This window comes from Pseudomonas lini, from assembly GCF_001042905.1.
GTDB classification, from domain to species: domain Bacteria; phylum Pseudomonadota; class Gammaproteobacteria; order Pseudomonadales; family Pseudomonadaceae; genus Aquipseudomonas; species Aquipseudomonas lini.
In genome coordinates this window covers 322,318-343,633 of sequence record NZ_JYLB01000005.1, presented here as the reverse complement: position 1 = coordinate 343,633, position 21,316 = coordinate 322,318, and the positions used below count along the sequence as shown (strand labels likewise).

At 60.0% G+C, this 21,316-nt stretch carries 14 protein-coding genes and 2 pseudogenes; 11 read left to right on the top strand and 5 right to left on the bottom strand.

The features are described from left to right. Nucleotides 1-258 precede the first annotated feature (258 nt). The gene (putA, locus tag TU81_RS16955) at nucleotides 259-4,212 is read left to right on the top strand and encodes a trifunctional transcriptional regulator/proline dehydrogenase/L-glutamate gamma-semialdehyde dehydrogenase (protein ID WP_038978646.1); all 3,954 of its coding nucleotides are present in this window, start codon (nucleotides 259-261) and stop codon (nucleotides 4,210-4,212) included. A gap of 218 nt (nucleotides 4,213-4,430) precedes the next feature. Further along, a complete protein-coding gene (locus TU81_RS16950) occupies nucleotides 4,431-6,233 on the top strand; it encodes an acyl-CoA dehydrogenase (RefSeq protein ID WP_048396098.1) in 1,803 nt (600 codons plus the stop codon). Between the two features lie 145 nt (nucleotides 6,234-6,378). Here the strand turns inward: TU81_RS16950 and TU81_RS31175 are convergent, their stop codons facing one another. The 4 genes and pseudogenes from TU81_RS31175 to TU81_RS16935 all read right to left on the bottom strand — a co-directional run bounded on the left by TU81_RS31175 (nucleotide 6,379) and on the right by TU81_RS16935 (nucleotide 8,958). Continuing rightward, entirely contained in the window at nucleotides 6,379-7,110 is a 732-nt protein-coding gene (locus TU81_RS31175) for a methyl-accepting chemotaxis protein (protein ID WP_390176099.1), read from the bottom strand. 135 nt (nucleotides 7,111-7,245) lie between these two features. Then, a pseudogene (locus tag TU81_RS31170) lies at nucleotides 7,246-8,283 on the bottom strand (HAMP domain-containing protein); the annotation flags it as partial. Nucleotides 8,284-8,428: 145 nt separating this feature from the next. Further along, entirely contained in the window at nucleotides 8,429-8,731 is a 303-nt protein-coding gene (locus TU81_RS16940) for a cell division protein ZapA (protein WP_048396096.1), read from the bottom strand. Then, entirely contained in the window at nucleotides 8,728-8,958 is a 231-nt protein-coding gene (locus tag TU81_RS16935; RefSeq protein WP_048396095.1) for a hypothetical protein, read from the bottom strand. Before TU81_RS16935 ends, TU81_RS16940 begins: the two co-directional genes overlap by 4 nt. A gap of 209 nt (nucleotides 8,959-9,167) precedes the next feature. On the opposite strand from TU81_RS16935, the pseudogene TU81_RS31165 reads away from it, so the two are divergent. The 6 genes and pseudogenes from TU81_RS31165 to trxC form a co-directional block, all read left to right on the top strand. Continuing rightward, a pseudogene (locus TU81_RS31165) lies at nucleotides 9,168-10,004 on the top strand (MCP four helix bundle domain-containing protein); the annotation flags it as partial. Next, nucleotides 9,987-10,859, top strand: coding sequence for a methyl-accepting chemotaxis protein (locus tag TU81_RS31160; protein WP_390176098.1), 873 nt, complete (start codon nucleotides 9,987-9,989; stop codon nucleotides 10,857-10,859). The pseudogene TU81_RS31165 and the gene TU81_RS31160, both read left to right, overlap by 18 nt. Nucleotides 10,860-11,081: 222 nt before the next feature. Then, nucleotides 11,082-12,824: a potassium/proton antiporter gene (locus TU81_RS16925; RefSeq protein ID WP_048396093.1), complete on the top strand. Its 1,743-nt coding sequence runs from the start codon at nucleotides 11,082-11,084 to the stop codon at nucleotides 12,822-12,824. 34 nt (nucleotides 12,825-12,858) lie between these two features. Continuing rightward, nucleotides 12,859-16,209 carry a mechanosensitive channel MscK gene (gene mscK / locus TU81_RS16920; RefSeq protein WP_048396092.1) on the top strand — a complete coding sequence of 1,117 codons (3,351 nt, stop codon included), beginning with the start codon at nucleotides 12,859-12,861 and terminating at the stop codon, nucleotides 16,207-16,209. Nucleotides 16,210-16,257: 48 nt separating this feature from the next. Further along, on the top strand, nucleotides 16,258-17,721 hold the full coding sequence (gene selO, locus TU81_RS16915) for a protein adenylyltransferase SelO (protein ID WP_048396091.1): 1,464 nt from the start codon (nucleotides 16,258-16,260) through the stop codon (nucleotides 17,719-17,721). A gap of 148 nt (nucleotides 17,722-17,869) precedes the next feature. Beyond that, nucleotides 17,870-18,304, top strand: a complete 435-nt coding sequence (gene trxC, locus TU81_RS16910) for a thioredoxin TrxC (protein WP_038978638.1) — start codon at nucleotides 17,870-17,872, stop codon at nucleotides 18,302-18,304. 115 nt (nucleotides 18,305-18,419) lie between these two features. Here trxC and TU81_RS16905 read toward each other — a convergent pair whose 3' ends face one another. Further along, nucleotides 18,420-19,190, bottom strand: coding sequence for a ParA family protein (locus TU81_RS16905; protein ID WP_038978637.1), 771 nt, complete (start codon nucleotides 19,188-19,190; stop codon nucleotides 18,420-18,422). 359 nt (nucleotides 19,191-19,549) lie between these two features. On the opposite strand from TU81_RS16905, the gene TU81_RS16900 reads away from it, so the two are divergent. From TU81_RS16900 to TU81_RS16890, 3 genes are read left to right on the top strand one after another with little or no spacing between them, the layout of a single operon-like run. Continuing rightward, nucleotides 19,550-20,275, top strand: coding sequence for a beta-ketoacyl synthase chain length factor (locus TU81_RS16900; RefSeq protein ID WP_038978636.1), 726 nt, complete (start codon nucleotides 19,550-19,552; stop codon nucleotides 20,273-20,275). Continuing rightward, a complete protein-coding gene (locus TU81_RS16895; protein WP_048396090.1) occupies nucleotides 20,251-21,060 on the top strand; it encodes a lysophospholipid acyltransferase family protein in 810 nt (269 codons plus the stop codon). Before TU81_RS16900 ends, TU81_RS16895 begins: the two co-directional genes overlap by 25 nt. After that, nucleotides 21,041-21,316 carry a phosphopantetheine-binding protein gene (locus tag TU81_RS16890; RefSeq protein WP_038978634.1) on the top strand — a complete coding sequence of 92 codons (276 nt, stop codon included), beginning with the start codon at nucleotides 21,041-21,043 and terminating at the stop codon, nucleotides 21,314-21,316. Before TU81_RS16895 ends, TU81_RS16890 begins: the two co-directional genes overlap by 20 nt.

Here is a 21,316-nt window from a genome sequence, read left to right as displayed (position 1 = left end):
TTCGTACGAATAAGTTGCACCTAGTCGGATTTTCCTGAAAAGGGTCGGTTTTTGCTCCTTTTTAGGGCGTTTTTCGGGTTGCACTAGAAGTAAAAGCACCAAGCAGGCGCGGGAGGGATGTACCAGAATTAATTTCCTGACGAGCTGCTTATTATTCCGACAAAAAAAGGGTTGCACCCGGTTGCACCTCGACCGACGCACAGCTAATCTTGCCGCCAGCTGATGCCACGCGGTCGTGGCAAACATGAGGATAAAAATATGGCTACCACCACCCTTGGGGTCAAACTTGACGACCCGACCCGCGAACGCCTCAAGGCCGCCGCGACCTCGATTGATCGCACGCCGCACTGGCTGATCAAGCAGGCAATTTTCAATTACCTGGAAAAACTCGAGGGTGGTGCAACCCTGTCCGAGCTGAACGGTTTGAACGGCAAGGAAGTTGACGAAGCGGGCGAGATCCACGTTGATCACGCACATCAGTGCTTCCTGGAATTCGCTGAAAGCATCCTGCCGCAATCGGTGCTGCGCGCTTCTATCACTGCCGCCTACCGTCGCCCGGAACCTGAAGTGGTGCCGATGCTGATCGAGCAGGCGCGCCTGCCGGCCACGATGGCCGAAGCCACCAACAAGCTCGCCGCCTCGATTGCCGAGAAACTGCGCAATCAAAAAAGCGCCGGCGGCCGTGCCGGGATTGTTCAGGGTCTGTTGCAGGAATTTTCTCTGTCGTCCCAGGAAGGCGTAGCACTGATGTGCCTCGCCGAAGCGCTGCTGCGCATCCCGGACAAAGGGACTCGTGACGCACTGATTCGCGACAAAATCAGCACCGGCAACTGGCAGCCGCACTTGGGCAACAGCCCGTCGCTGTTCGTCAACGCTGCCACTTGGGGCTTGCTGCTGACCGGCAAACTGGTCGCCACCCACAACGAAGCCGGCCTGACTTCGTCGCTGAGCCGCATCATCGGCAAGAGCGGCGAGCCGATGATCCGCAAGGGCGTCGACATGGCCATGCGCCTGATGGGCGAGCAGTTCGTCACCGGCGAAACCATCGCCGAAGCCCTGGCCAACGCCAGCAAGTTCGAAGCCAAGGGCTTCCGCTATTCCTACGACATGCTGGGTGAAGCTGCACTCACCGAGCACGACGCCCAGAAGTACCTGGCCTCGTACGAACAAGCCATCCACTCAATCGGCAAAGCCTCCCACGGACGTGGGATTTATGAAGGCCCGGGCATTTCGATCAAGCTGTCCGCCTTGCACCCGCGTTACAGCCGTGCCCAGTACGAGCGCGTGATGGAAGAGCTGTACCCGCGCCTGCTGTCGCTGACCCTGCTGGCCAAGCAATACGACATCGGCCTGAACATCGACGCCGAAGAAGCCGACCGCCTCGAGCTGTCGCTGGATCTGCTGGAGCGCCTGTGCTTCGAGCCGCAACTGACCGGCTGGAACGGCATCGGCTTCGTGATCCAGGCGTACCAGAAGCGTTGCCCGTACGTGATCGACTACGTGATCGACCTGGCTCGCCGCAGCCGTCATCGCCTGATGATCCGCCTGGTGAAAGGCGCGTACTGGGACAGCGAAATCAAGCGCGCCCAGGTCGAAGGCCTGGAAGGCTACCCGGTCTACACCCGCAAGGTGTACACCGACGTTTCCTACATCGCCTGCGCCCGCAAGTTGCTGTCGGTGCCGGAAGTCATTTATCCGCAGTTCGCCACGCACAACGCCCACACCTTGTCAGCCATTTACCACATCGCTGGTCAGAACTATTACCCCGGTCAGTACGAGTTCCAGTGCCTGCACGGCATGGGTGAACCGCTGTACGAACAGGTTGTAGGCAAAGTTTCCGAAGGCAAGCTGAACCGTCCGTGCCGCGTGTACGCACCGGTTGGCACCCACGAAACATTGTTGGCGTACCTGGTGCGTCGCCTGCTGGAAAACGGCGCGAACACTTCGTTCGTCAACCGCATCGCCGACCAGTCTATTTCGATTCAGGAGCTGGTGGCCGATCCAGTGGCCAGCATCGAGCAGATGGCGACGCTGGAAGGTGGCTTCGGTCTGCCGCACCCGCGTATTCCGCTGCCGCGTGATCTTTATGGTGCCGAGCGCGCCAACTCCAGCGGCATCGACATGGCCAACGAACATCGTTTGGCTTCCCTGTCGTGCGCCCTGCTGGCCACCGCTCACAACAACTGGAAAGCGGCGCCGATGCTCGGTTGCGCGTCCAGCACTGAACCCCCTGCGCCCGTCCTGAACCCGTCCGATCTGCGTGACGTGGTTGGCCATGTGCAGGAAGCCACTGTCGAAGACGTCGACAACGCCATTCAGTGCGCCCTGAAAGCGGCACCGATCTGGCAGGCCACCCCGCCCGCCGAGCGCGCCGCGATTCTGGAACGTGCCGCCGATTTGATGGAAGGCGAGATCCAGCCACTGATGGGCCTGTTGGCTCGCGAAGCCGGCAAGACCTTCGCCAACGCCATCGCCGAAGTGCGTGAAGCCGTGGACTTCCTGCGTTATTACGCGGTGCAGGCACGCAACGATTTCACCAACGATGCCCACCGCCCATTGGGTCCAGTGGTCTGCATCAGCCCGTGGAACTTCCCGCTGGCCATCTTCAGTGGTCAGGTCGCTGCTGCCCTGGCCGCCGGTAACCCGGTACTGGCCAAACCTGCGGAACAAACCCCGCTGGTGGCCGCTCAAGCCGTGCGCTTGCTGATCGAGGCCGGGATTCCGGAAGGCGTGCTGCAACTGCTGCCGGGCCGTGGCGAAACCGTCGGCGCCGGTCTGGTCGGCGACGATCGCGTCAAAGGCGTGATGTTTACCGGTTCTACCGAAGTCGCTCGCTTGCTGCAACGCAACATCGCCGGTCGTCTGGATGCTCAGGGTCGTCCGATTCCGCTGATCGCCGAAACCGGCGGCCAGAACGCGATGATCGTCGACTCTTCGGCACTGACCGAACAAGTAGTGATCGACGTGGTGTCGTCGGCCTTCGACAGCGCCGGCCAACGTTGCTCGGCACTGCGAGTGTTGTGCCTGCAGGAAGATTCTGCTGACCGCGTCATCGAAATGCTCAAGGGCGCCATGGCTGAATGCCGTCTCGGTAATCCAGAGCGCCTGTCCGTGGACATCGGCCCGGTGATCGACGCCGAAGCCAAGGCCGGCATCGAGAAGCACATCCAGGCCATGCGCGACAAAGGTCGCAACGTGTACCAGGTGGCAATCGCCAACAGCGAAGAAGTCAAACGCGGCACCTTCGTGATGCCGACCCTGATCGAACTGGAAAGCTTCGACGAACTGCAACGGGAGATCTTCGGTCCGGTTCTGCACGTGGTTCGCTACAAGCGCAAAGAGATCGATCAACTGATCGGCCAGATCAACGCGTCCGGCTATGGCCTGACCCTGGGCGTACACACCCGCATCGACGAGACCATCGCCAAGGTGATCGACAACGTCAACGCCGGTAACGTCTATGTGAACCGCAACATCGTCGGCGCCGTAGTCGGCGTGCAACCGTTCGGCGGCGAAGGCCTGTCGGGCACTGGCCCGAAAGCCGGTGGTCCGCTGTACCTGTACCGCTTGCTGTCGACACGTCCTACCGATGCGATCGAACAATCCTTCGCTCGCGGCGACGCTATCGCCGCACCGGACGTCCGTCTGCGTGATGCCATAAGCAAACCGCTGACCGCGCTGAAAGCCTGGGCCGACAGCAACAAGTTCGCTGACTTGAGCACCCTGTGCGTACAGTTCGCGGCGCAATCGCAGAGCGGGATCACTCGCGTACTGGCTGGCCCGACCGGCGAGCGCAACAGCTACGCCATCCTGCCGCGCGAACACGTGCTGTGCCTGGCGGAAGTCGAAGGCGATTTGCTGACCCAACTGGCTGCGGTATTGGCCGTGGGCGGCTCGGCGGTATGGCCGGACGCTGAACCGGGCAAGGCACTGTTCGCACGCCTGCCGAAAGAAATCCAGGCGCGGATCAAGCGAGTTGCCGACTGGACCAAGGATGAGGTGGTGATTGATGCGGTTCTGCATCATGGCCATTCCGACCAGTTGCGTGCGGTCTGCCAGCAAGTAGCCAAGCGTGCCGGCGCGATTGTCGGGGTTCATGGTTTGTCGCAGGGAGAGACCAACATTGCGCTGGAGCGTTTGGTGATCGAGCGGGCGTTGAGCGTGAATACCGCGGCGGCGGGGGGTAATGCCAGTTTGATGACGATCGGTTAAACCGCAATAAGACCGGGCACCTGCAATGGGTGTCCGGTGTTTTAGAAGCAAGATCAAAAGATCGCAGCCTTCGGCAGCTCCTACAGGGGATCGTGTTTCTCTGTAGGAGCTGCCGAAGGCTGCGATCTTTTGCTTCTCCATCACCAAGATCAATCATCCTGTTCACCCCGCCCTCCCCACGCCTAGACTCGGTCCATTCCAACAAAAGGTAGGCCGCCATGTCCGAGACGTTGCTCAGTTCCCGCAATTTGGCTTTCGAGCTGTATGAAGTCCTTGATGCCGAGGGCCTGACCCAGCGTGAGCGGTTCGCCGAGCACAATCGCGAGACCTTCGATGCGGCTATCGGCACCGCCCGCAGCATCGCCGAGAAGTTCTTCGCCCCGCACAACCGCAAGGGCGACGAGAACGAACCGCGCTATGAGGACGGTCAGGCGATTCTGATTCCGGAAGTGAAACCGGCGGTGGATGCCTTCCTCGAAGCCGGTTTCCTCAACGCCGCGCGCAGTTTCGATGCCGGCGGCATGCAACTTCCTACGCTGCTGTCGCAAGCTTGCTTTGCGCACTTTCAGTCGGCCAACGCGGCGTCGACCTCTTACCCGTTCCTGACCATGGGCGCAGCGAACCTGATTGAAAGCTTCGGCACCGATGAGCAGAAGCAGCGCTTCCTGCAACCGATGATCGACGGCCGCTTCTTTGGCACCATGGCCCTCACCGAGCCGCATGCCGGCTCGTCGCTGTCGGATATTCGTACACGCGCGGAGCCTGCGTCCGACGGCACCTATCGACTCAAGGGCAACAAGATTTTCATCTCAGGCGGCGATCACCCGCTGTCGGAAAACATCGTGCACATGGTGCTGGCCAAACTGCCGGACGCACCGGCCGGGGTGAAGGGCATCTCGCTGTTTATCGTGCCCAAGTTTCTGGTCAATGATGACGGCAGTCTCGGCAAGCGCAACGACGTATTGCTGGCCGGGTTGTTCCACAAGATGGGCTGGCGCGGCACCACGTCCACCGCGCTGAATTTCGGCGACAACGGCGAGTGTGTCGGCTATCTGGTGGGCAAGCCGCACCACGGTTTGAGCTACATGTTCCAGATGATGAACGAGGCGCGAATCGGCGTCGGCATGGGCGCGGTGATGCTGGGTTATGCCGGTTACCTGTATTCCCTGGAATACGCCCGCGAGCGGCCGCAAGGTCGAGTGCCGGATAGCAAGGATCCGAGCACCGCACCGGTGGCGATCATTCAGCATGCCGACGTCAAACGCATGCTGCTGACCCAGAAGGCTTATGTAGAAGGCGCGTTCGACCTCGGTTTGTACGCGGCGCGACTGTTCGACGACACCACGACCCTTGAGAACGAAGCCGAGCGTAAACAGGCCCATGAGCTGCTGGATTTGCTGACGCCGATCGTCAAATCCTGGCCGTCGGAGTTTTGCCTGAAGGCCAACGAACTGGCGATCCAGATTCTCGGTGGCCACGGTTATACCCGTGAGTACCCGGTGGAGCAGTACTACCGCGACAACCGCCTGAACCCGATTCACGAAGGGACTCACGGCATTCAGTCGCTGGACTTGCTGGGGCGCAAACTGGCGCAGAACGGAGGCGCGGGGCTCAAGCAATTGATCCGTCTGATCGCCGACACCGCCGGGCGGGCGCAGGCATATGAATCATTGACGCCGCTGCGTGAACCGCTGGAGAAACTGGTGGCGCGCCTGCAAACCGTGACCATCGGGCTGCTGACCGACCTGGCTCAGGGCAAGGTCAACAGCAGCCTGGCGAACTCGGCGCTGTATCTGAAAGTGTTCGGGCATACGGTGATCGGGTGGCGCTGGCTGGAACAGGCGATTCGTGCGGAGGAAGGGTTGGGCAAAGGGAACGCGGCGGATGTGAGCTTCTATAGAGGCAAGCTGCAGGCAGCGCGGTATTTCCTGACGTGGGAAGTGCCGGGTTGTCACCATGAACTGGCGATTCTTGAGGCGCGGGATGATGTGTGTCTGGGCATGCAGGATGAGTGGTTCTGATTAGAACTCTGTGGTGTAGCTGAAATCCAATCGCGGGCAAGCCCGCTCCCACAGGGATCTCTGTTGTTCACAGATAATGTGTTCAACACCCAAATCCTGTGGGAGCGGGCTTGCCCGCGATGGCGTCGATACAATCAACGCGATGTCAGCTCAACCGAAACCCACCCATTTGCCGCGCCAAATCATCCGCCAACCGTTGCAGCATCTGACAGTCTTCCCGACAAGCCCTGACCTCCCCCGCCGTCGCTCGCGCCAGGTCGGAAATCCCCTGCACGTTCCGGTTAATCTCTTCCGTCACCGCCGACTGCTCTTCCGTCGCCGTGGCCACCTGATGGTTCATGTCGCTGATGCGCTCGACCTGCCCGGTAATCGCCGTCAGCGACGCCCCGGTGCGCTGACTCGACTCAACACCCGTGCCAGTCGCCGCTTGCCCGGCGTGCATGGAAAACACCGCATTCTCCGCGCCCTGCTTGAGGCTGCCGATCATCTGCTGGATCTCGTCGGTGGACGATTGAGTTCGTCGCGCCAGGGTCCGCACTTCATCAGCCACCACCGCAAACCCGCGCCCCATGTCCCCGGCCCGCGCCGCTTCGATGGCCGCGTTGAGCGCGAGCAAATTGGTCTGCTCGGAAATGCCGCGAATCACCGCCAACACCTGATCGATGGATGCCACCTGATGGGCCAACTCGCCCACCGCACCGGCGGCGATGCCAATCTCGTCGGACATGCTCTCAATATGCCGAATCGACCCGCCCACCACCTCCCGCGCCTGCAGTGCTTCATCCCGCGCGGTTTGCGAAGCGACGGCCGCGTTGCCGGCGTTCTGAGCGATTTCCTGCACGGTCAGGCCCATCTCGTGGACGGCGGTGGCGACCATGTCGGTCATTTCCTGCTGACGGCCTGAGCGTTCGGCCGTGTTGTCCACCACCCGCGCCACTTGGCCGACCGCCGTGCGCAAACGCTCACTGGTGGCCAGGACTTCGCCGATCATGTCGCGCTGACTTTCCAGGAACCGATTGAAGCCGCGAGCGAGGTCACCCAGCTCATCGGCGCGGCTGGAATCTAACCTGTGGGTCAAATCTCCACCACCGCTACCGATGGCTACCAGCGCCGCTGTTACCTGACGAATCGGTCGCACCAATCCACGGGCCAGCAACACCACCAGCAACAGGCAAACCAACGCAACCGCCAGGCCAATGCCGCTGCTCATCCACATCGCGCGACGGGCTTCGGCATAGATTTGCGACTGCGGCACTTCGGCCACCAGGGTCCAGCCCAGATCCCGCAGCGGGAGGCTCAACGCCAGAAAATCTTCGCCATCGCGGACAAAACTGCTGGTGGCGGACGCGATGGAGGTAGAGAGCGGCCCCATGACCGCTTGCGCCGCCGGGGCGCCGACCTGTTCGACCAGCGTGCGTTTGCCGCTGAATTGCGCCTCGGGATGAACCTGGATCAAACCGTCGGAACGCACGAGATAGACCTTGCCGCGCTCACCGAAGTTGAAATTGTGGATCAGCTCCGACAGCTCTTTCATGCTCAGCCCGAGGCCAGCGACGCCCACGACTTTGCCGGCCTGCTCGACCTTGAAGTCGATGAACAGCGCCAATTCGCCGGTGGCGGTGTCATTGTCGATATTGAGGGTGCGCGGCTGGTTGCTGTCGAGGAAAGCATAGAACCAGGCGTCCTTTGGATTGGAGCGACTGAGGGTCCGGTCCAGGCCTTTTTCAGTGAAGTAATGGTTGGACGCGGTGCCAATAATAATCGCGGTAAAGGCTTTGTGCTCGGCGCGGATGCCTTCCAGATAGTTGACGAAGCCAGCGGTCTGGGCACTGTTTTCACCTGCGGCCAACCAGTCACGCACCATGCTGTTACTGGCGATGTCCTTGGCGGCGGTGAGGGGTTGAACGAGGATTCGTTCTATATCGTTGCGCATCGCTTCGATGCTCGACGGCAGCGCTTGTTCGACCAGATAGCGCTGGGCAAGGCGATTGACCACGAGGGTATAAACGCCAACCACGATCAGAATACTGACCAGCAGGGCGGTGCCCATGCTCAGGATCAACTGCCATTGAATACTGCGTCGCCAGAACTGCATGGAGCACCCCCAAAGAATAAGAGGCTGAAACACTGCAACAGCCGTGCCGATTGTATACAACTCAAGCGACAATTTATTCTTTGGTTGTGCGCAAAGCTGATCAGGCTTGATTGATTGTCTTGGCGATCACTTCAACCGTGGCGCTGACTTGCTCTTGGTAACGGTTGAGTTCCTCCTGATGGCGCTTTTGCATTTCGATCTGCTGCGAGCACAGATTCATCGCCGCCAGCACGAGCAAGCGGTCACCGATCAGCGTCGGGTATTTCTTTTTGGTCTCGGCCAGGGCGGCCTTCAACATTAATGCGGCGTCCAGCAGGGTCTGCTCTTCCCCGGCCGGCGCCTTGATCGAATAGTCCTCCCCCAGAATCGAGACGACTTTTACCCCTGCGGCGCCGTAACTCATGCGCTGACAGGGCCGGCGTTGACGCGCTCAACCAAGGCCTGAATACGTGCGGCGGTGGCGCCTTGTTTCTCTTCCTGTTCCATCAGGCTCAGTTGCAGGCTTTCGTTTTCATCCTTGACCTGGGCCAGTTCTGCACTCAGGGATTGATTGGTGCCCAGCAGGGTCTGATTCTGCTGCACCAGGTCGCTGACCAGTTGTTCCAATTGGCTTAGGGATGCTTCCAACATTTTGATTTTCCGGGCATTTTCAAAGGGCGCGTACGATAAAGAAAAGTCACCACAGATGCCAGGGTTATGCAGGCGCAAGGCCTTGATTTTCCTGGCGGGCGACCTTCCTCGCGAGTTTTAAAGACTGTGATTGGCGGTTCTGGTTCCTGCACTTCGTCGCCGCGGCCCTTCTGCGACAAAAGCGCGCAGCGCCTCAAGACTTTAGTCGTATGACCGATAAGTCATGCATACAGCAGTCTCAGCCCCGCACGGATGCGCTTTTTTCGGTGAACACCATGTCTTTACGAAATATGAATATCGCACCGCGGGCGTTCCTCGGTTTTGCCTTGATTGGCAGCTTGATGCTGGTTCTGGGGGTGTTCGCGCTGAATCAGATGAGCAAGATTCGCGGCGCTGCGGAGGAAATCACCTCGAATAGCGTACCGAGCATTAAAAGCCTCGACGAGTTCACTCAGCTAACCCTGCGCCTGCGCGTCCTGTCTTACCGTCTGTTGGTGAACCGCGAGCCGGACGTCCAGCAGAAAACCATGGACCTGCTGGAAACCCGTAACCAACAGATCCGAGCAGCTCAAACCGTCTACGAAAAACTGATCGCCAGCCCGCAGGAACGTGCGGCCTATGATCAGTATGTGCAGTTGCTGGGGCAGTATCGCCAGATCGAAGACCGGATGAAGAGCCTGTCACGCAACAATCAGGTCGACGAACTGCGCACGCTGCTCAATACCGATTTGCTGACTAACTCTGAAGCGATCAACGTCGTGCTGAACCGTTTGCTGGAAATCAACACTCAGCAGACCCTCGACACCAACCAGCAAGCTGCCGAGGAGTACTCATCAGCCTTCAACCTGACGGTGACCCTGCTGGTCATCGCCACCGGCCTGACTCTGCTGTTCGCCTGGCTGCTGACTAATAGCATCACCAAGCCAATTGCCAACGCCCTGAGCGCCGCCGAAGAAATTGCTGAAGGCAACCTGACACGCCCGATCATGGTCGATGGTGAAGACGAAGCCGGTCGCCTGCTGGCCGCGATGGCGAAGATGCAGGACAAACTGCGCGACACCCTGCAACGGATTTCCGGTTCGGCCACGCAACTGGCCTCCGCCGCGGAAGAGCTCAACAGCGTCACCGACGAAAGCGCTCGCGGCCTGACTCAACAGAACAACGAAATCGAACAAGCCGCCACGGCGGTCAATGAAATGACCAGCGCCGTGGAGGAAGTCGCCCGCAACGCCGTGAGCACCTCCGAAGCCTCGAAAAACGCCACCACGTCGGCGGGTGACGGTCGTGACCTGGTGCAGGAAACCGTCAGTGCCATCGAGCGCATGAGCGCCGATGTGCAGAGCACCGCCACCCTGATCGGTGATCTGGCCAACGAATCGCGAGACATCGGCAAAGTGCTGGACGTGATTCGTGGCCTGGCCGACCAGACCAACCTGTTGGCATTGAACGCCGCCATCGAAGCAGCCCGTGCCGGTGAAGCCGGTCGTGGTTTCGCGGTGGTCGCCGACGAAGTACGTGCCCTGGCCCATCGTACCCAGCAGTCGACCAGCGAAATCGAGCGGATGATCGGCAGCATCCAGAGCGGCACCGAACACGCGGTGGATTCGATGCGCAACAGCACCGAGCGCGCCGAATCGACCTTGAATATCGCCCGTGGTGCAGGCATGTCGCTGGACACTATTAATAGCGCCATCGTCGAAATCAACGAGCGCAACCTGGTGATCGCCAGTGCGGCCGAAGAGCAGGCACAGGTTGCCCGTGAAGTGGACCGCAATCTGGTGAACATTCGTGACCTGTCGGTGCAATCGGCTACCGGTGCCAACCAGACGAGCGCGGCCAGCAACGAGCTGTCGCGCCTGGCGCTGGACCTGAACAACATGGTTGGGCGGTTTAGCCTGTAACCGAAGATCGCATCACTGCCGAAAAGATCGCAGCCTCGTTTCACTCGACAGCTCCTACAGGTTTACGCAGATCCTTTGTAGGAGCTGTCGAGTGAAACGAGGCTGCGATCTTTTGATCTGAAAAAGCTTTTTGACAGCATCACATTTCAACAGGTTAGAATCGCTGGCACGCAGACTGCATGGTCAGTTTGTGCCCGCCTTTAGCTTTCTGGAGTACTGCCTTTGAATGCGACGACCATCAACAGCCTGTTCTTGATCGGCGCGTTGCTGGTAGGTGCGAGCATACTGGTGAGCTCACTTTCATCGCGCCTCGGTATCCCGATTCTGGTGATCATCCTCGCGGTGGGCATGGCGGCCGGTGTCGACGGCGCCGGCATTATTTTCGATAACTACCCAACGGCTTATCTGGTCGGCAACCTCGCCCTGGCAGTGATCCTGCTCGACGGCGGCTTGCGCACCCGGGTGGCGAGTTTCCGCGTGGCGTTATGGCCGGCGCTATCGCTGGCCACGGTGGGGGTGTTGATCACTACCGGGCTGACCGGGATGGCGGCGGCGTGGTTGTTCGACTTGAACATGATCCAGGGCCTGTTGATCGGCGCCATCGTTGGCTCCACCGACGCCGCGGCCGTGTTCTCGCTGCTGGGCGGCAAGGGCCTGAACGAACGGGTGAGCGCGACCCTTGAGATCGAATCCGGCAGCAACGACCCGATGGCGGTGTTCCTCACCGTGACCCTGATCGACATGCTCGCCAGCGGCGAAACCGGCCTGCACTGGAATCTGCTGGTGCATTTGGTGCGCGAGTTCGGCATCGGTGGTGTGATCGGCCTCAGCGGTGGTTGGCTACTGCTGCAACTGGTCAACCGTATCAACCTGGCCACCGGCCTTTATCCGATTCTGATGATTGCTGGCGGGTTGGTCTTGTTTGCCCTGACCAACGCCCTGCACGGCAGTGGCTTTTTGGCGGTGTATCTGTGCGGCCTGGTGATCGGCAACCGCCCGGTCCGCAGTCGCCATGGCATTCTGCATATGCTCGACGGCATGGCCTGGCTGGCCCAGATCGGCATGTTCCTGGTGCTGGGGCTGTTGGTTACGCCCCATGACCTGTTGCCGATTGCTTTGCCGGCGCTGGGCCTGGCGCTGTGGATGATTCTGTTTGCTCGCCCGCTATCAGTGCTGGTCGGCCTGTTGCCGTTCAAGGCGTTCCATGGCCGCGAAAAGGCCTTCATTTCCTGGGTTGGCCTGCGCGGCGCCGTACCGATCATTCTGGCGGTGTTCCCGCTGATGGCCGGGCTTCCCAATGCTCAGCTCTACTTCAATCTGGCGTTCTTTATCGTGCTGGTGTCGCTGCTGGTGCAAGGCACAAGCCTGCCTTGGGTTGCCAAGCTTTTGAAAGTGACCGTCCCACCAGAGCCCTTGCCGATTTCCCGATCGGCGCTGGAAGTGCATGTCACCAGCGAGTGGGAGCTGTTCGTGTATCGCCTCGGTGCCGAGAAATGGTGCATTGGATCCCCTCTTCGCGAGCTGAAAATGCCCGAAGGCACCCGTATCGCGGCCCTGTTTCGTGGCCAACAACTGCTCCATCCGTCGGGTAGTACGGTGCTTGAAGTCGATGATTTGCTCTGCGTAATCGGCCATGAACATAACCTTCCGGCCCTCGGAAAACTCTTCAGTCAGGCCCCGCAACGAGGGCTGGATTTGCGCTTCTTCGGCGACTTCGTACTCGAAGGAGACGCCCAGCTGGGCGCGGTTGCTGCCCTGTACGGGTTGAAAGTCGAAGGCATCGATCCGAACATGTCCCTGGGCCACTTCATTGCCCAGAAAGTGGGCGGTGCACCCGTAGTGGGTGACCAGGTGGAATGGAACAACACCCTTTGGACCGTTGCTGTCATGGAAGGGAACAAGATTGGTAAGGTAGGCGTCAGATTCCCCGAAGGAAGTCGCCCCGGACCGGGACTCTTCCTCTAAACTCCATTCTTCGCCTCGTTTTCGATCGGTCTCTATGTCAACCCTGCGCACTTTTATCATCATGGCCCTGCTGGGCTTGAGTCTTTCCATCAGCACGCTGCAAGCCGCCGAACCGCCGTCCAGCGAAGCCGTGCAGGCGAGCCTGAACAAGATCGCCGACCGCAAACTGCCGGAAGCCGATCAGAAAGCCCTGCAGAGCATTTTGCAAAGCACGTTGACGCAACTCACCAACAAGCGTGATTACGAGCAAAAACTGGCTGATCTCAAGCAGCAGCTCGCTAGCGCACCGAAGCAGAACATCGAGAACCAGCGCGAATTGGCCCGCCTCAAGGCCACCAATGTGGTGCCGGTGGCGCAGCGCTATACCAAAGAGTCCATTCAGCAGCTTGAGCAGCTTTTGACCGAACGCTCGACGCAGCAAAGCGATCTGCAGAAAGCACTGGCCGAGGCCAACAGTCTGGTGATTACCGCCCAGACTCGTCCCGAGCGTGCGCAAGCGGAAATTTCCGCCAGCCAGACGCGCATTCAACAAATCAATAACATTCTTAAAATCGGCAAAGACAACGGCAAGACGTTGAGCGCTGAACAGCGCGACCAGCTCAACGCAGAGCTCGCGGCATTGAATGCGCTGATCCCGTTGCGTCGACAGGAACTGGCCGGCAACAGTCAGCTGCAGGATCTGGGCAACAGCCAGCATGATCTACTGTCGGAAAAATCCGATCGCCTGGAGCGGGAAATCCAGGAGCTGCAAAACCTGATCAACCAAAAACGCCTGGCCCAGTCGCAAGAAACGGTGACCCAGCAGTCCATCGAAGCGCAGAAGGCTGGCGGCAGCACCCTGCTGGCCACCGAAAGCGCGGCCAACCTGAAGCTCTCCGACTACCTGCTTAAAAGCACCGACCGTCTCAACGAAGTCACCCAACAGAACCTGCAGACCAAACAGCAACTGGACAGTGTGACCCAGAGCGATTCGGCGCTGGACGAACAGATCAACGTGCTCAAGGGCAGTCTGTTGCTCTCCAAGATTCTCTACAAACAGAAACAGGCCCTGCCGCGCCTCCAGCTCGACCGCGATCTGGCCGACCAGATCGCCGACATTCGCCTGTATCAGTTCGAAGTCAGCCAGCAACGGGAACTGCTCAGCAACCCGACAACCTATGTCGATAACCTGCTGGCGACTCAACCGCCCGAGCAAGTCACCCCGCAACTACGCAAGAGCCTGCTGGAACTGGCCACCACCCGCGCAGACCTGCTGGAGCGTTTGAATCGCGAACTGAGCGCGGTGCTCAACGAATCCATCACGCTGCAACTCAACCAGAAGCAACTGCTCAGCACCGCGCAAAGCCTGAGGGCTACGCTGGACGAGCAAATGTTCTGGATTCCCAGCAACAAGCCGCTGGATCTTGAGTGGATGCGCGGCGTGCCGGAACGCCTGGAGCGTCAGGTCACCACCCTGCCTTGGGCCTCAAGCCTGAGCGAACTGACCGATGGCCTGACGCAGCGGCCGCTGCTGTTTCTGCCGCTGGCCTTTCTGATCGGAGCGCTGCTGTGGCGCCGTAAAAATCTCTATGCCCGCCTGAATAAAGTTCACCTGGACATCGGCCACTTCAAGCGCGACAGCCAGTGGCACACACCGCAAGCGATTCTGATCAACATCCTGCTGGCGATGCCCGTCGCCCTGGGTTTGGCCTTGTGCGGCCTGGCGTTGCAAATCGACGCCCGCGGGCAGAACGCCAATATGGGCGCGGCGCTGCTGCAAATGGCCCAAGCCTGGCTGGTGTTCTACACCGCCTACCGCATCCTCGCGCCGGGCGGCGTGGCCGAATTGCATTTCCGCTGGGAAAAACCTCAGGTCGAATTCCTTCAAGGCTGGATACGCAGACTCGGCCTGGTAGTGATGGCTTTGGTGGCGGTGGTAGCGGTCGCCGAGTTGCAACCAGCGATACTGGCCGATGACGTGCTCGGCATGCCGGTGGTGCTGACCTGCTACGCCTTGATGGCCTGGCTACTCAGCCGCCTGCTGGTTAGCAGCCCGACTCACCAGAACGCTTCACTGTTCCGCAAGGCCGTGGGGGTTCTGTTCACCGCCCTGCCGATCGCGTTGTTCGTCGCCGTGTGCTTTGGCTACTACTACACCGCGCTGAAACTCAGCGACCGATTGATCAACACGCTTTACCTGCTGATGTTCTGGCTGGTGATCGAAGCGACCTTCGTGCGCGGCCTCAGTGTTGCGGCACGGCGCCTGGCCTATCAACGCGCGCTTGCCAAACGCCAGGCAGCCAAAGAAGCAGGCGATGGCGAAGCGGTGATCGAAGAGCCGACCCTGGACATCGAGAAGGTCAACGAGCAGTCCCTGCGACTGATCCGCCTGGCCCTGCTCGGCGGTTTCATCGCGGCGCTGTATTGGGTCTGGTCGGACCTGATTTCAGTGTTCTCGTACCTGGACAACATCACCCTCTACGAATACACCAGCGGCACCGGCGCCAACATGAGCATGGTGCCGATCAGCATCGGCGACATGCTCGGCGCGTTGATTATCATCGGCATCACCTTTGCGCTGGCGCGCAACCTGCCGGGCTTACTGGAAGTGTTTGTGCTGTCGAAGCTGAACCTGGCGCAGGGCAGTGCCTACGCCACGACCACGCTGCTGTCCTATGTGATCGCCGGCATCGGTTTCGTCTCGACACTGTCCACGCTCGGCGTGAGCTGGGACAAGTTGCAATGGCTGGTGGCCGCGCTGTCGGTCGGTCTCGGTTTCGGGATGCAGGAGATTTTCGCCAACTTCATCTCCGGCATCATGATCCTGTTCGAACGCCCGGTGCGGATCGGCGACACCATCACCATCGGCAACCTGTCAGGCACGGTGAGCAAGATCCGCATCCGCGCCACGACCATCACCGACTTCGACCGCAAGGACATCATTGTCCCGAACAAGACGTTCATCACCGGGCAACTGATCAACTGGTCCCTGACCGACACCATCACCCGGGTGACCCTCAAGCTCGGCGTCGACTACGGCTCGGACCTGGACCTGGTGAAAGAGCTGCTGCTCAAAGCTGCCCGGGATAACCCGCGTGTGCTGAAGGACCCGGAACCCCACGTGTACTTCCTGAACTTCGGCGAAAGCACCCTCGACCACGAATTGCGCATGCATGTGCGCGACCTCGGCGACCGTAACCCGGTACTCGACGAGGTCAACCGCTTCATCAATCGCGAGTTCAAGAAGCAGAAGATCAACATCTCGTTCCGACAGATGGAGGTCTACCTCAAGAACCTTCACGGCCAGGAGTACAAGATGGTGCCGGTTGAGCCGGAAACCAAAACCATCGTGCCGCTGCCCGACGGCAATCCGCGGCGAGAGCCGCCGCCTGTCGAACTCGACTAACCGCTCTATCCCTAGCAGAATGCTCGGACATTCTGCTGGAGATGGCCGTTGAAAGCCCTCGACGAACTGACCTTCGACAATCGCTTCGCCCGCCTGGGCGACGCGTTCTCAACCCATGTGCTGCCCGAGCCCATCGCCGCTCCGCGACTGGTGGTCGCCAGCCCCGCCGCCATGGCGCTGCTGGACCTGGACCCGACGGAGGCCGAGAAACCGGTGTTCGCCGAGCTGTTCGGTGGCCACAAGCTCTGGGCCGAGGCCGAGCCGCGGGCGATGGTCTATTCCGGGCATCAGTTCGGTTCTTACAACCCGCAGTTGGGCGACGGTCGCGGCCTGTTACTGGGCGAGGTCTATAACGAAGCCGGCGAGCATTGGGACCTGCACCTCAAGGGCGCCGGTCAGACGCCTTACTCACGCATGGGCGATGGACGGGCGGTACTGCGTTCATCGATCCGCGAATTTCTCGCCTCCGAAGCCCTGCATGCCCTGAACATCCCCACCACTCGCGCTCTGTGCGTGATCGGCTCCGACACGCCGGTCTGGCGCGAGAAACAGGAGCGCGCGGCCATGGTCCTGCGCCTCTCGCCAAGCCATGTGCGCTTCGGACATTTCGAATTCTTCTACTACACCAAGCGCCCCGAACAACAGAAAGAACTCGGCGAGCACGTGCTGGCCATGCATTTCCCGCATTGCCTGGAACAGCCGGAACCGTACCTGGCGATGTTCCGCGAAATCGTCGAGCGCAATGCCGAGTTGATCGCCAAATGGCAGGCTTATGGGTTCTGCCACGGTGTGATGAACACCGACAACATGTCGATCCTGGGCATCACCTTCGACTTCGGCCCGTTCGCCTTCCTCGACGACTTCGACGCCCACTTCATCTGCAACCACTCCGATGACCAAGGCCGCTACTCCTTCAGCAATCAGGTGCCAATCGGCCAGTGGAACCTCAGCGCCCTCGCCCAGGCCCTGACGCCGTTCATCAGCGTCGAAGCCCTGCGCGAAACCCTCGGCCTGTACCTGCCGCTGTTCCAGGCCCACTACCTGGACCTGATGCGCCGCCGCCTCGGCCTCACCACTGCCGAAGACGACGACCAGAAACTGCTGGAGCACCTGCTGCAACTGATGCAGAACAGCGGCGTCGACTACAGCCTGTTCTTCCGCCGCCTCGGCGATGAGTCACCCGAACTGGCCGTCGCCCGTTTGCGCGATGACTTCGTCGACATCAAGGGCTTCGATGCATGGGGCGAGCTCTACATCGCCCGGGTTGCCCGTGAAGGCGTGGTTGACCAGGAACAGCGCCGCAAACGAATGCATGCGGTCAACCCGCTGTACATCCTGCGTAACTATCTGGCGCAGAAAGCCATCGATGCAGCGGAAAGTGGCGACTATGCAGAAGTTCGTCGTTTGCACGCGGTACTGAGCAATCCGTTCGAGGAACAGCCGGGGATGGAGAGCTACGCCGAGCGGCCACCGGAGTGGGGCAAGCATCTGGAGATCAGTTGTTCGTCGTGAGGCTGAACAACGCTGAATTCAATCAGTCGGAGACACCAGCACTCGTAAGGTGTCTCTCTAACCAAGGAAGGTTATCGCCGCGCTTGATAAACATCATTTCCGACTCCAGATCAGTGCCATAGATTGCCTACTCATCCGGAGCCCGATCATGCCTGACCCACTCCTCATCCCCTGCCCCCACTGCAACGGCCTGAACCGCATCCCCGCCGAGCGCCTCAATGACCATCCCAAATGCGGCCGCTGCAAAGCCGAAGTCCTGCTGAACAAACCGTTCGAATTGAAACAAGGCGATTACGCCAGTCAAATCAAGGGCAACCTGCCGTTGCTGGTGGATGTGTGGGCGGACTGGTGTGGGCCGTGCAAGTCGTTTGCGCCGGTGTTCGAGCAGGCGGCAGGGCAATTGGCGGGCAAGTGTCGGCTGGCCAAGCTGGACAGCGAGGCGAATCAGCAGCTGTCGGCGCAGTTGGGGATTCGCTCGATCCCGAGCTTGATTCTGTTCAAGAACGGCCGGGAAGTGGCTCGCCAGAGCGGGGCCTTCCCGTTACCGCAGTTGATGAGCTGGTTGCGCAGTCAGGGGATCTGAAAACCACCGCGAAACTGTAGGAGCGAGGCTTGCCCGCGAAGAGGCCGGCACATTCGAAATCATTGTTGCCTGACACGACGCCTTCGCGGGCAAGCCTCGCTCCTACAGGGGCTTTTCAGGGATTTTCCAGCAGGTTGTGCAGGTCAACGAACTGCTGGGTCAGTTTGTGCCGCGGGTCGAGGTGGATCAGCGGCGTGTTGGCCTGATGGGATTCGCGCATGCGCACCGAGCTGGCCAGGTACACCGGCAACACCGGTAGCCCTTCGGCGATCAGTTCGTCGAGGATTTGCTGGGGCAAACTGGCGCGGGCCTGGAACTGGTTGACGACAATGCCTTCAACTTCCAGCCCTTCGTTGTGGTCCTCCTTCAATTCTTCGATTTCCGCCAACAGGCCATACAGCGCCTGACGCGAGAAACTGTCGCAGTCGAAGGGAATCAGCACACGATCAGCGGCGATCAAGGCCGAGACGGCATAGAAATTCAACGCTGGCGGCGTATCGAGGTAGATTCGGTCGTAATCGCCGTCGAGTTCCTCGAGCAATTTTCGCAGCTTGTTGATCTTGTGCTTGGCCTCAAGCTTGGGCTGCAAGTCGGCCAGCTCGGCGGTGGCGGTAACGACGTGAAGGTTGTCGAATGGGGTTTCGTAGATATCGACCTGATTTTTCTTCGAGAACGGCCCGGAGGACAGCGTCTGCTTGAAGAAGTCAGCGATCCCCATCGGGATATCATCACCGGTGAGTCCCGTCAGGTATTGAGTGGAGTTGGCCTGAGCATCGAGATCCACCAACAGCGTGCGATAGCCTTCGCTGGCGCTGACCGCCGCCAGATTACAGGCAATGCTTGATTTGCCCACGCCACCTTTCTGATTGAACACCACGCGCCGCATGTCAAAACCTCCGTGTATCAAAGAATGACCGAGTGTAGTAGTCCATGGCGCTGCTTAGCTACCTCGCTGGCATCGGGACTACACAGTCATTGGTAAATATCCGGTGGAAAAAGCCGCCAACTCTTCCATCGACAGCCGATAGAGCTGACAGACATGTCCGCTGCAACGTGGATAATGGCCAAACGACAGCTTTTGCCGCGAACCAGACGGTACATTTCGTTGCGCAAAATGTAACCAGCATTTGCTACACGCCCGCCGCACCGGGATAATGCGCACCATTCGGCGTTAAGCGCCACGTAAGGTCAGCCGCGCTTTTTTGCGACTCACCGCGTCAAAGGAAGCCCGCAGGGGCGGGATGAATGTCTGTGATCAATTTCAACATCGCCCAATGGCGCGCATGGGCCCCTGGGCTTGAAAGCGTGGACGATTGGCAGGCCTGGAGCCGACAACCGGTCGTGCTCGAGCCCAGCGATGCCGCCCCCGATGTGTCGTTTCTGCCGGCCATGCAGCGTCGGCGACTCAGCCGTCTGGCCCGGATGGCATTCAGCGTTGGCTGGCCGTTGGCTGATGGACGCCAGGACCTGCCGTTGGTCTTTATTTCCCGCCACGGCGAAACCCCGCGCACTTTCGAAATTCTCAGCGATCTGGCGACTGACCAACCGTTGTCGCCCACCCAGTTCAGCTTGTCGGTGCACAACGCGGTCATCGGTCTGTGGTCGATCATGCGCGGCGAAACCAGCGAAATGACCGCCCTCGCTGCGGCCGGTGATGGCCTTGAACACGGCATGCTAGAGGCGGCGGCGCTGCTTGAGGAAGGGGCGCCCGCGGTACTGCTGGTGGTGACCGAAGAACAACCGCCCGCGGCCTACTCGGCCTGGATCGATGACGTGCCATTCCCTTATGCAGTCGGCCTGCTGATTACGCCCGGCAATGAGTGGCAGCTGTCGCTGAACAGCACCTCGCAAGCGTTGTCCAAAGCCCACTGGCCCCATGCCCTGAATCTGTTGCGTACCCTGCTCGGCCAGCAGACTTCCTGCCAACATGCCTGGAAAAATCGTGTATGGACCTGGCAACGCAACCCGTAACCGATAAAAACCGCGACGCCTATTACTGGCGCCTGCTGGCCACTGCCGCAAGCTTCACCCTGTTCGGGTTGGGCGGGCTTTGCCTGCGACTGGTGGTGTTTCCGCTGTTGAGCTGCCTGCCGGGAGACGCCCAGGCCCATCGTCAGCGGGCACGACAGACCGTCAGCGGGTGTTTCTGGTTTTTCATTCGATTCATGGCTCGCACTGGCGTGCTGACCTATGACATTCAAGGGGCGGACAAACTCGGACGGCCAGGCCAGATGATCGTCGCCAATCACCCCTCGTTGATCGATGTGGTGTTTTTGATCGGCCTGGTGGGCCACTCCAACTGTGTGGTCAAGAAAAGCCTCTGGGAAAACCCGTTCACCCGCGGCCCGCTACGCCGCACCGATTACATCAGCAACGACGGCAGCATGGACATGCTCGACGCCGCTGCCGAGGCCCTGAAAAGCGGTCAGACCCTGATCATTTTCCCCGAGGGCACCCGCACCCAACCCGGTAAACCGCCGGCCTTTCATCGGGGGGGCGCGGCAATCGCCCTGCGCGGTGCGAGAATCCTCACCCCGGTGATCATCAAGGTCAGCCCGACCACATTGACCAAGGCCGAACCCTGGTATCGGATCCCCAAACGCCGCGTGCACTTCAGTTTTCGTGTCGGGGCCGATATAGACCCACAGACCTTCGCCGCGCTGGGCGCTGCACCTCAAGCCTCGCGCAAGCTCAATGACTATTTGCACTCTTACTTTATCAAGGAGCTCGCCGAAGATGAGCGATCTACAACCTAATAGCCTGATGCTGGAAATCAAAGAATTGATCATCGAAGCGCTGGGTCTCGAAGACATCAGCGTCGACGACATCGGCGATGAACAAACGCTGTTCGGCGAAGGCCTGGGCCTGGACTCGGTAGATGCCCTGGAACTCGGCTTGGCGATTCAGAAAAAGTACGGCATCAAAATCGATGCCGACGCCAAGGACACCCGTAATCACTTCACCAACGTGGCGAGCCTTGCGGCGTTCGTCACTGCAAAACAGGCAGCTTGA

Bases quoted from the DNA above. Each gene is read 5' to 3' on its own strand.
- TU81_RS31175 (WP_390176099.1), bottom strand. From the start codon at position 7,110: ATGGTCGCCACCGCCGTCCACGAGATGGGCCTGACCGTGCAGGAAATC.
- TU81_RS16900 (WP_038978636.1), top strand. From the start codon at position 19,550: ATGTCTGTGATCAATTTCAACATCGCCCAATGGCGCGCATGGGCCCCT.
- TU81_RS31160 (WP_390176098.1), top strand. From the start codon at position 9,987: ATGGCGAAGATGCAGGACAAACTGCGCGACACCCTGCAACGGATTTCC.
- TU81_RS16950 (WP_048396098.1), top strand. From the start codon at position 4,431: ATGTCCGAGACGTTGCTCAGTTCCCGCAATTTGGCTTTCGAGCTGTAT.
- TU81_RS16890 (WP_038978634.1), top strand. From the start codon at position 21,041: ATGAGCGATCTACAACCTAATAGCCTGATGCTGGAAATCAAAGAATTG.
- TU81_RS16905 (WP_038978637.1), bottom strand. From the start codon at position 19,190: ATGCGGCGCGTGGTGTTCAATCAGAAAGGTGGCGTGGGCAAATCAAGC.
- TU81_RS16940 (WP_048396096.1), bottom strand. From the start codon at position 8,731: ATGAGTTACGGCGCCGCAGGGGTAAAAGTCGTCTCGATTCTGGGGGAG.
- putA (WP_038978646.1), top strand. From the start codon at position 259: ATGGCTACCACCACCCTTGGGGTCAAACTTGACGACCCGACCCGCGAA.
- TU81_RS16935 (WP_048396095.1), bottom strand. From the start codon at position 8,958: ATGTTGGAAGCATCCCTAAGCCAATTGGAACAACTGGTCAGCGACCTG.
- mscK (WP_048396092.1), top strand. From the start codon at position 12,859: ATGTCAACCCTGCGCACTTTTATCATCATGGCCCTGCTGGGCTTGAGT.
- TU81_RS16895 (WP_048396090.1), top strand. From the start codon at position 20,251: ATGGACCTGGCAACGCAACCCGTAACCGATAAAAACCGCGACGCCTAT.
- trxC (WP_038978638.1), top strand. From the start codon at position 17,870: ATGCCTGACCCACTCCTCATCCCCTGCCCCCACTGCAACGGCCTGAAC.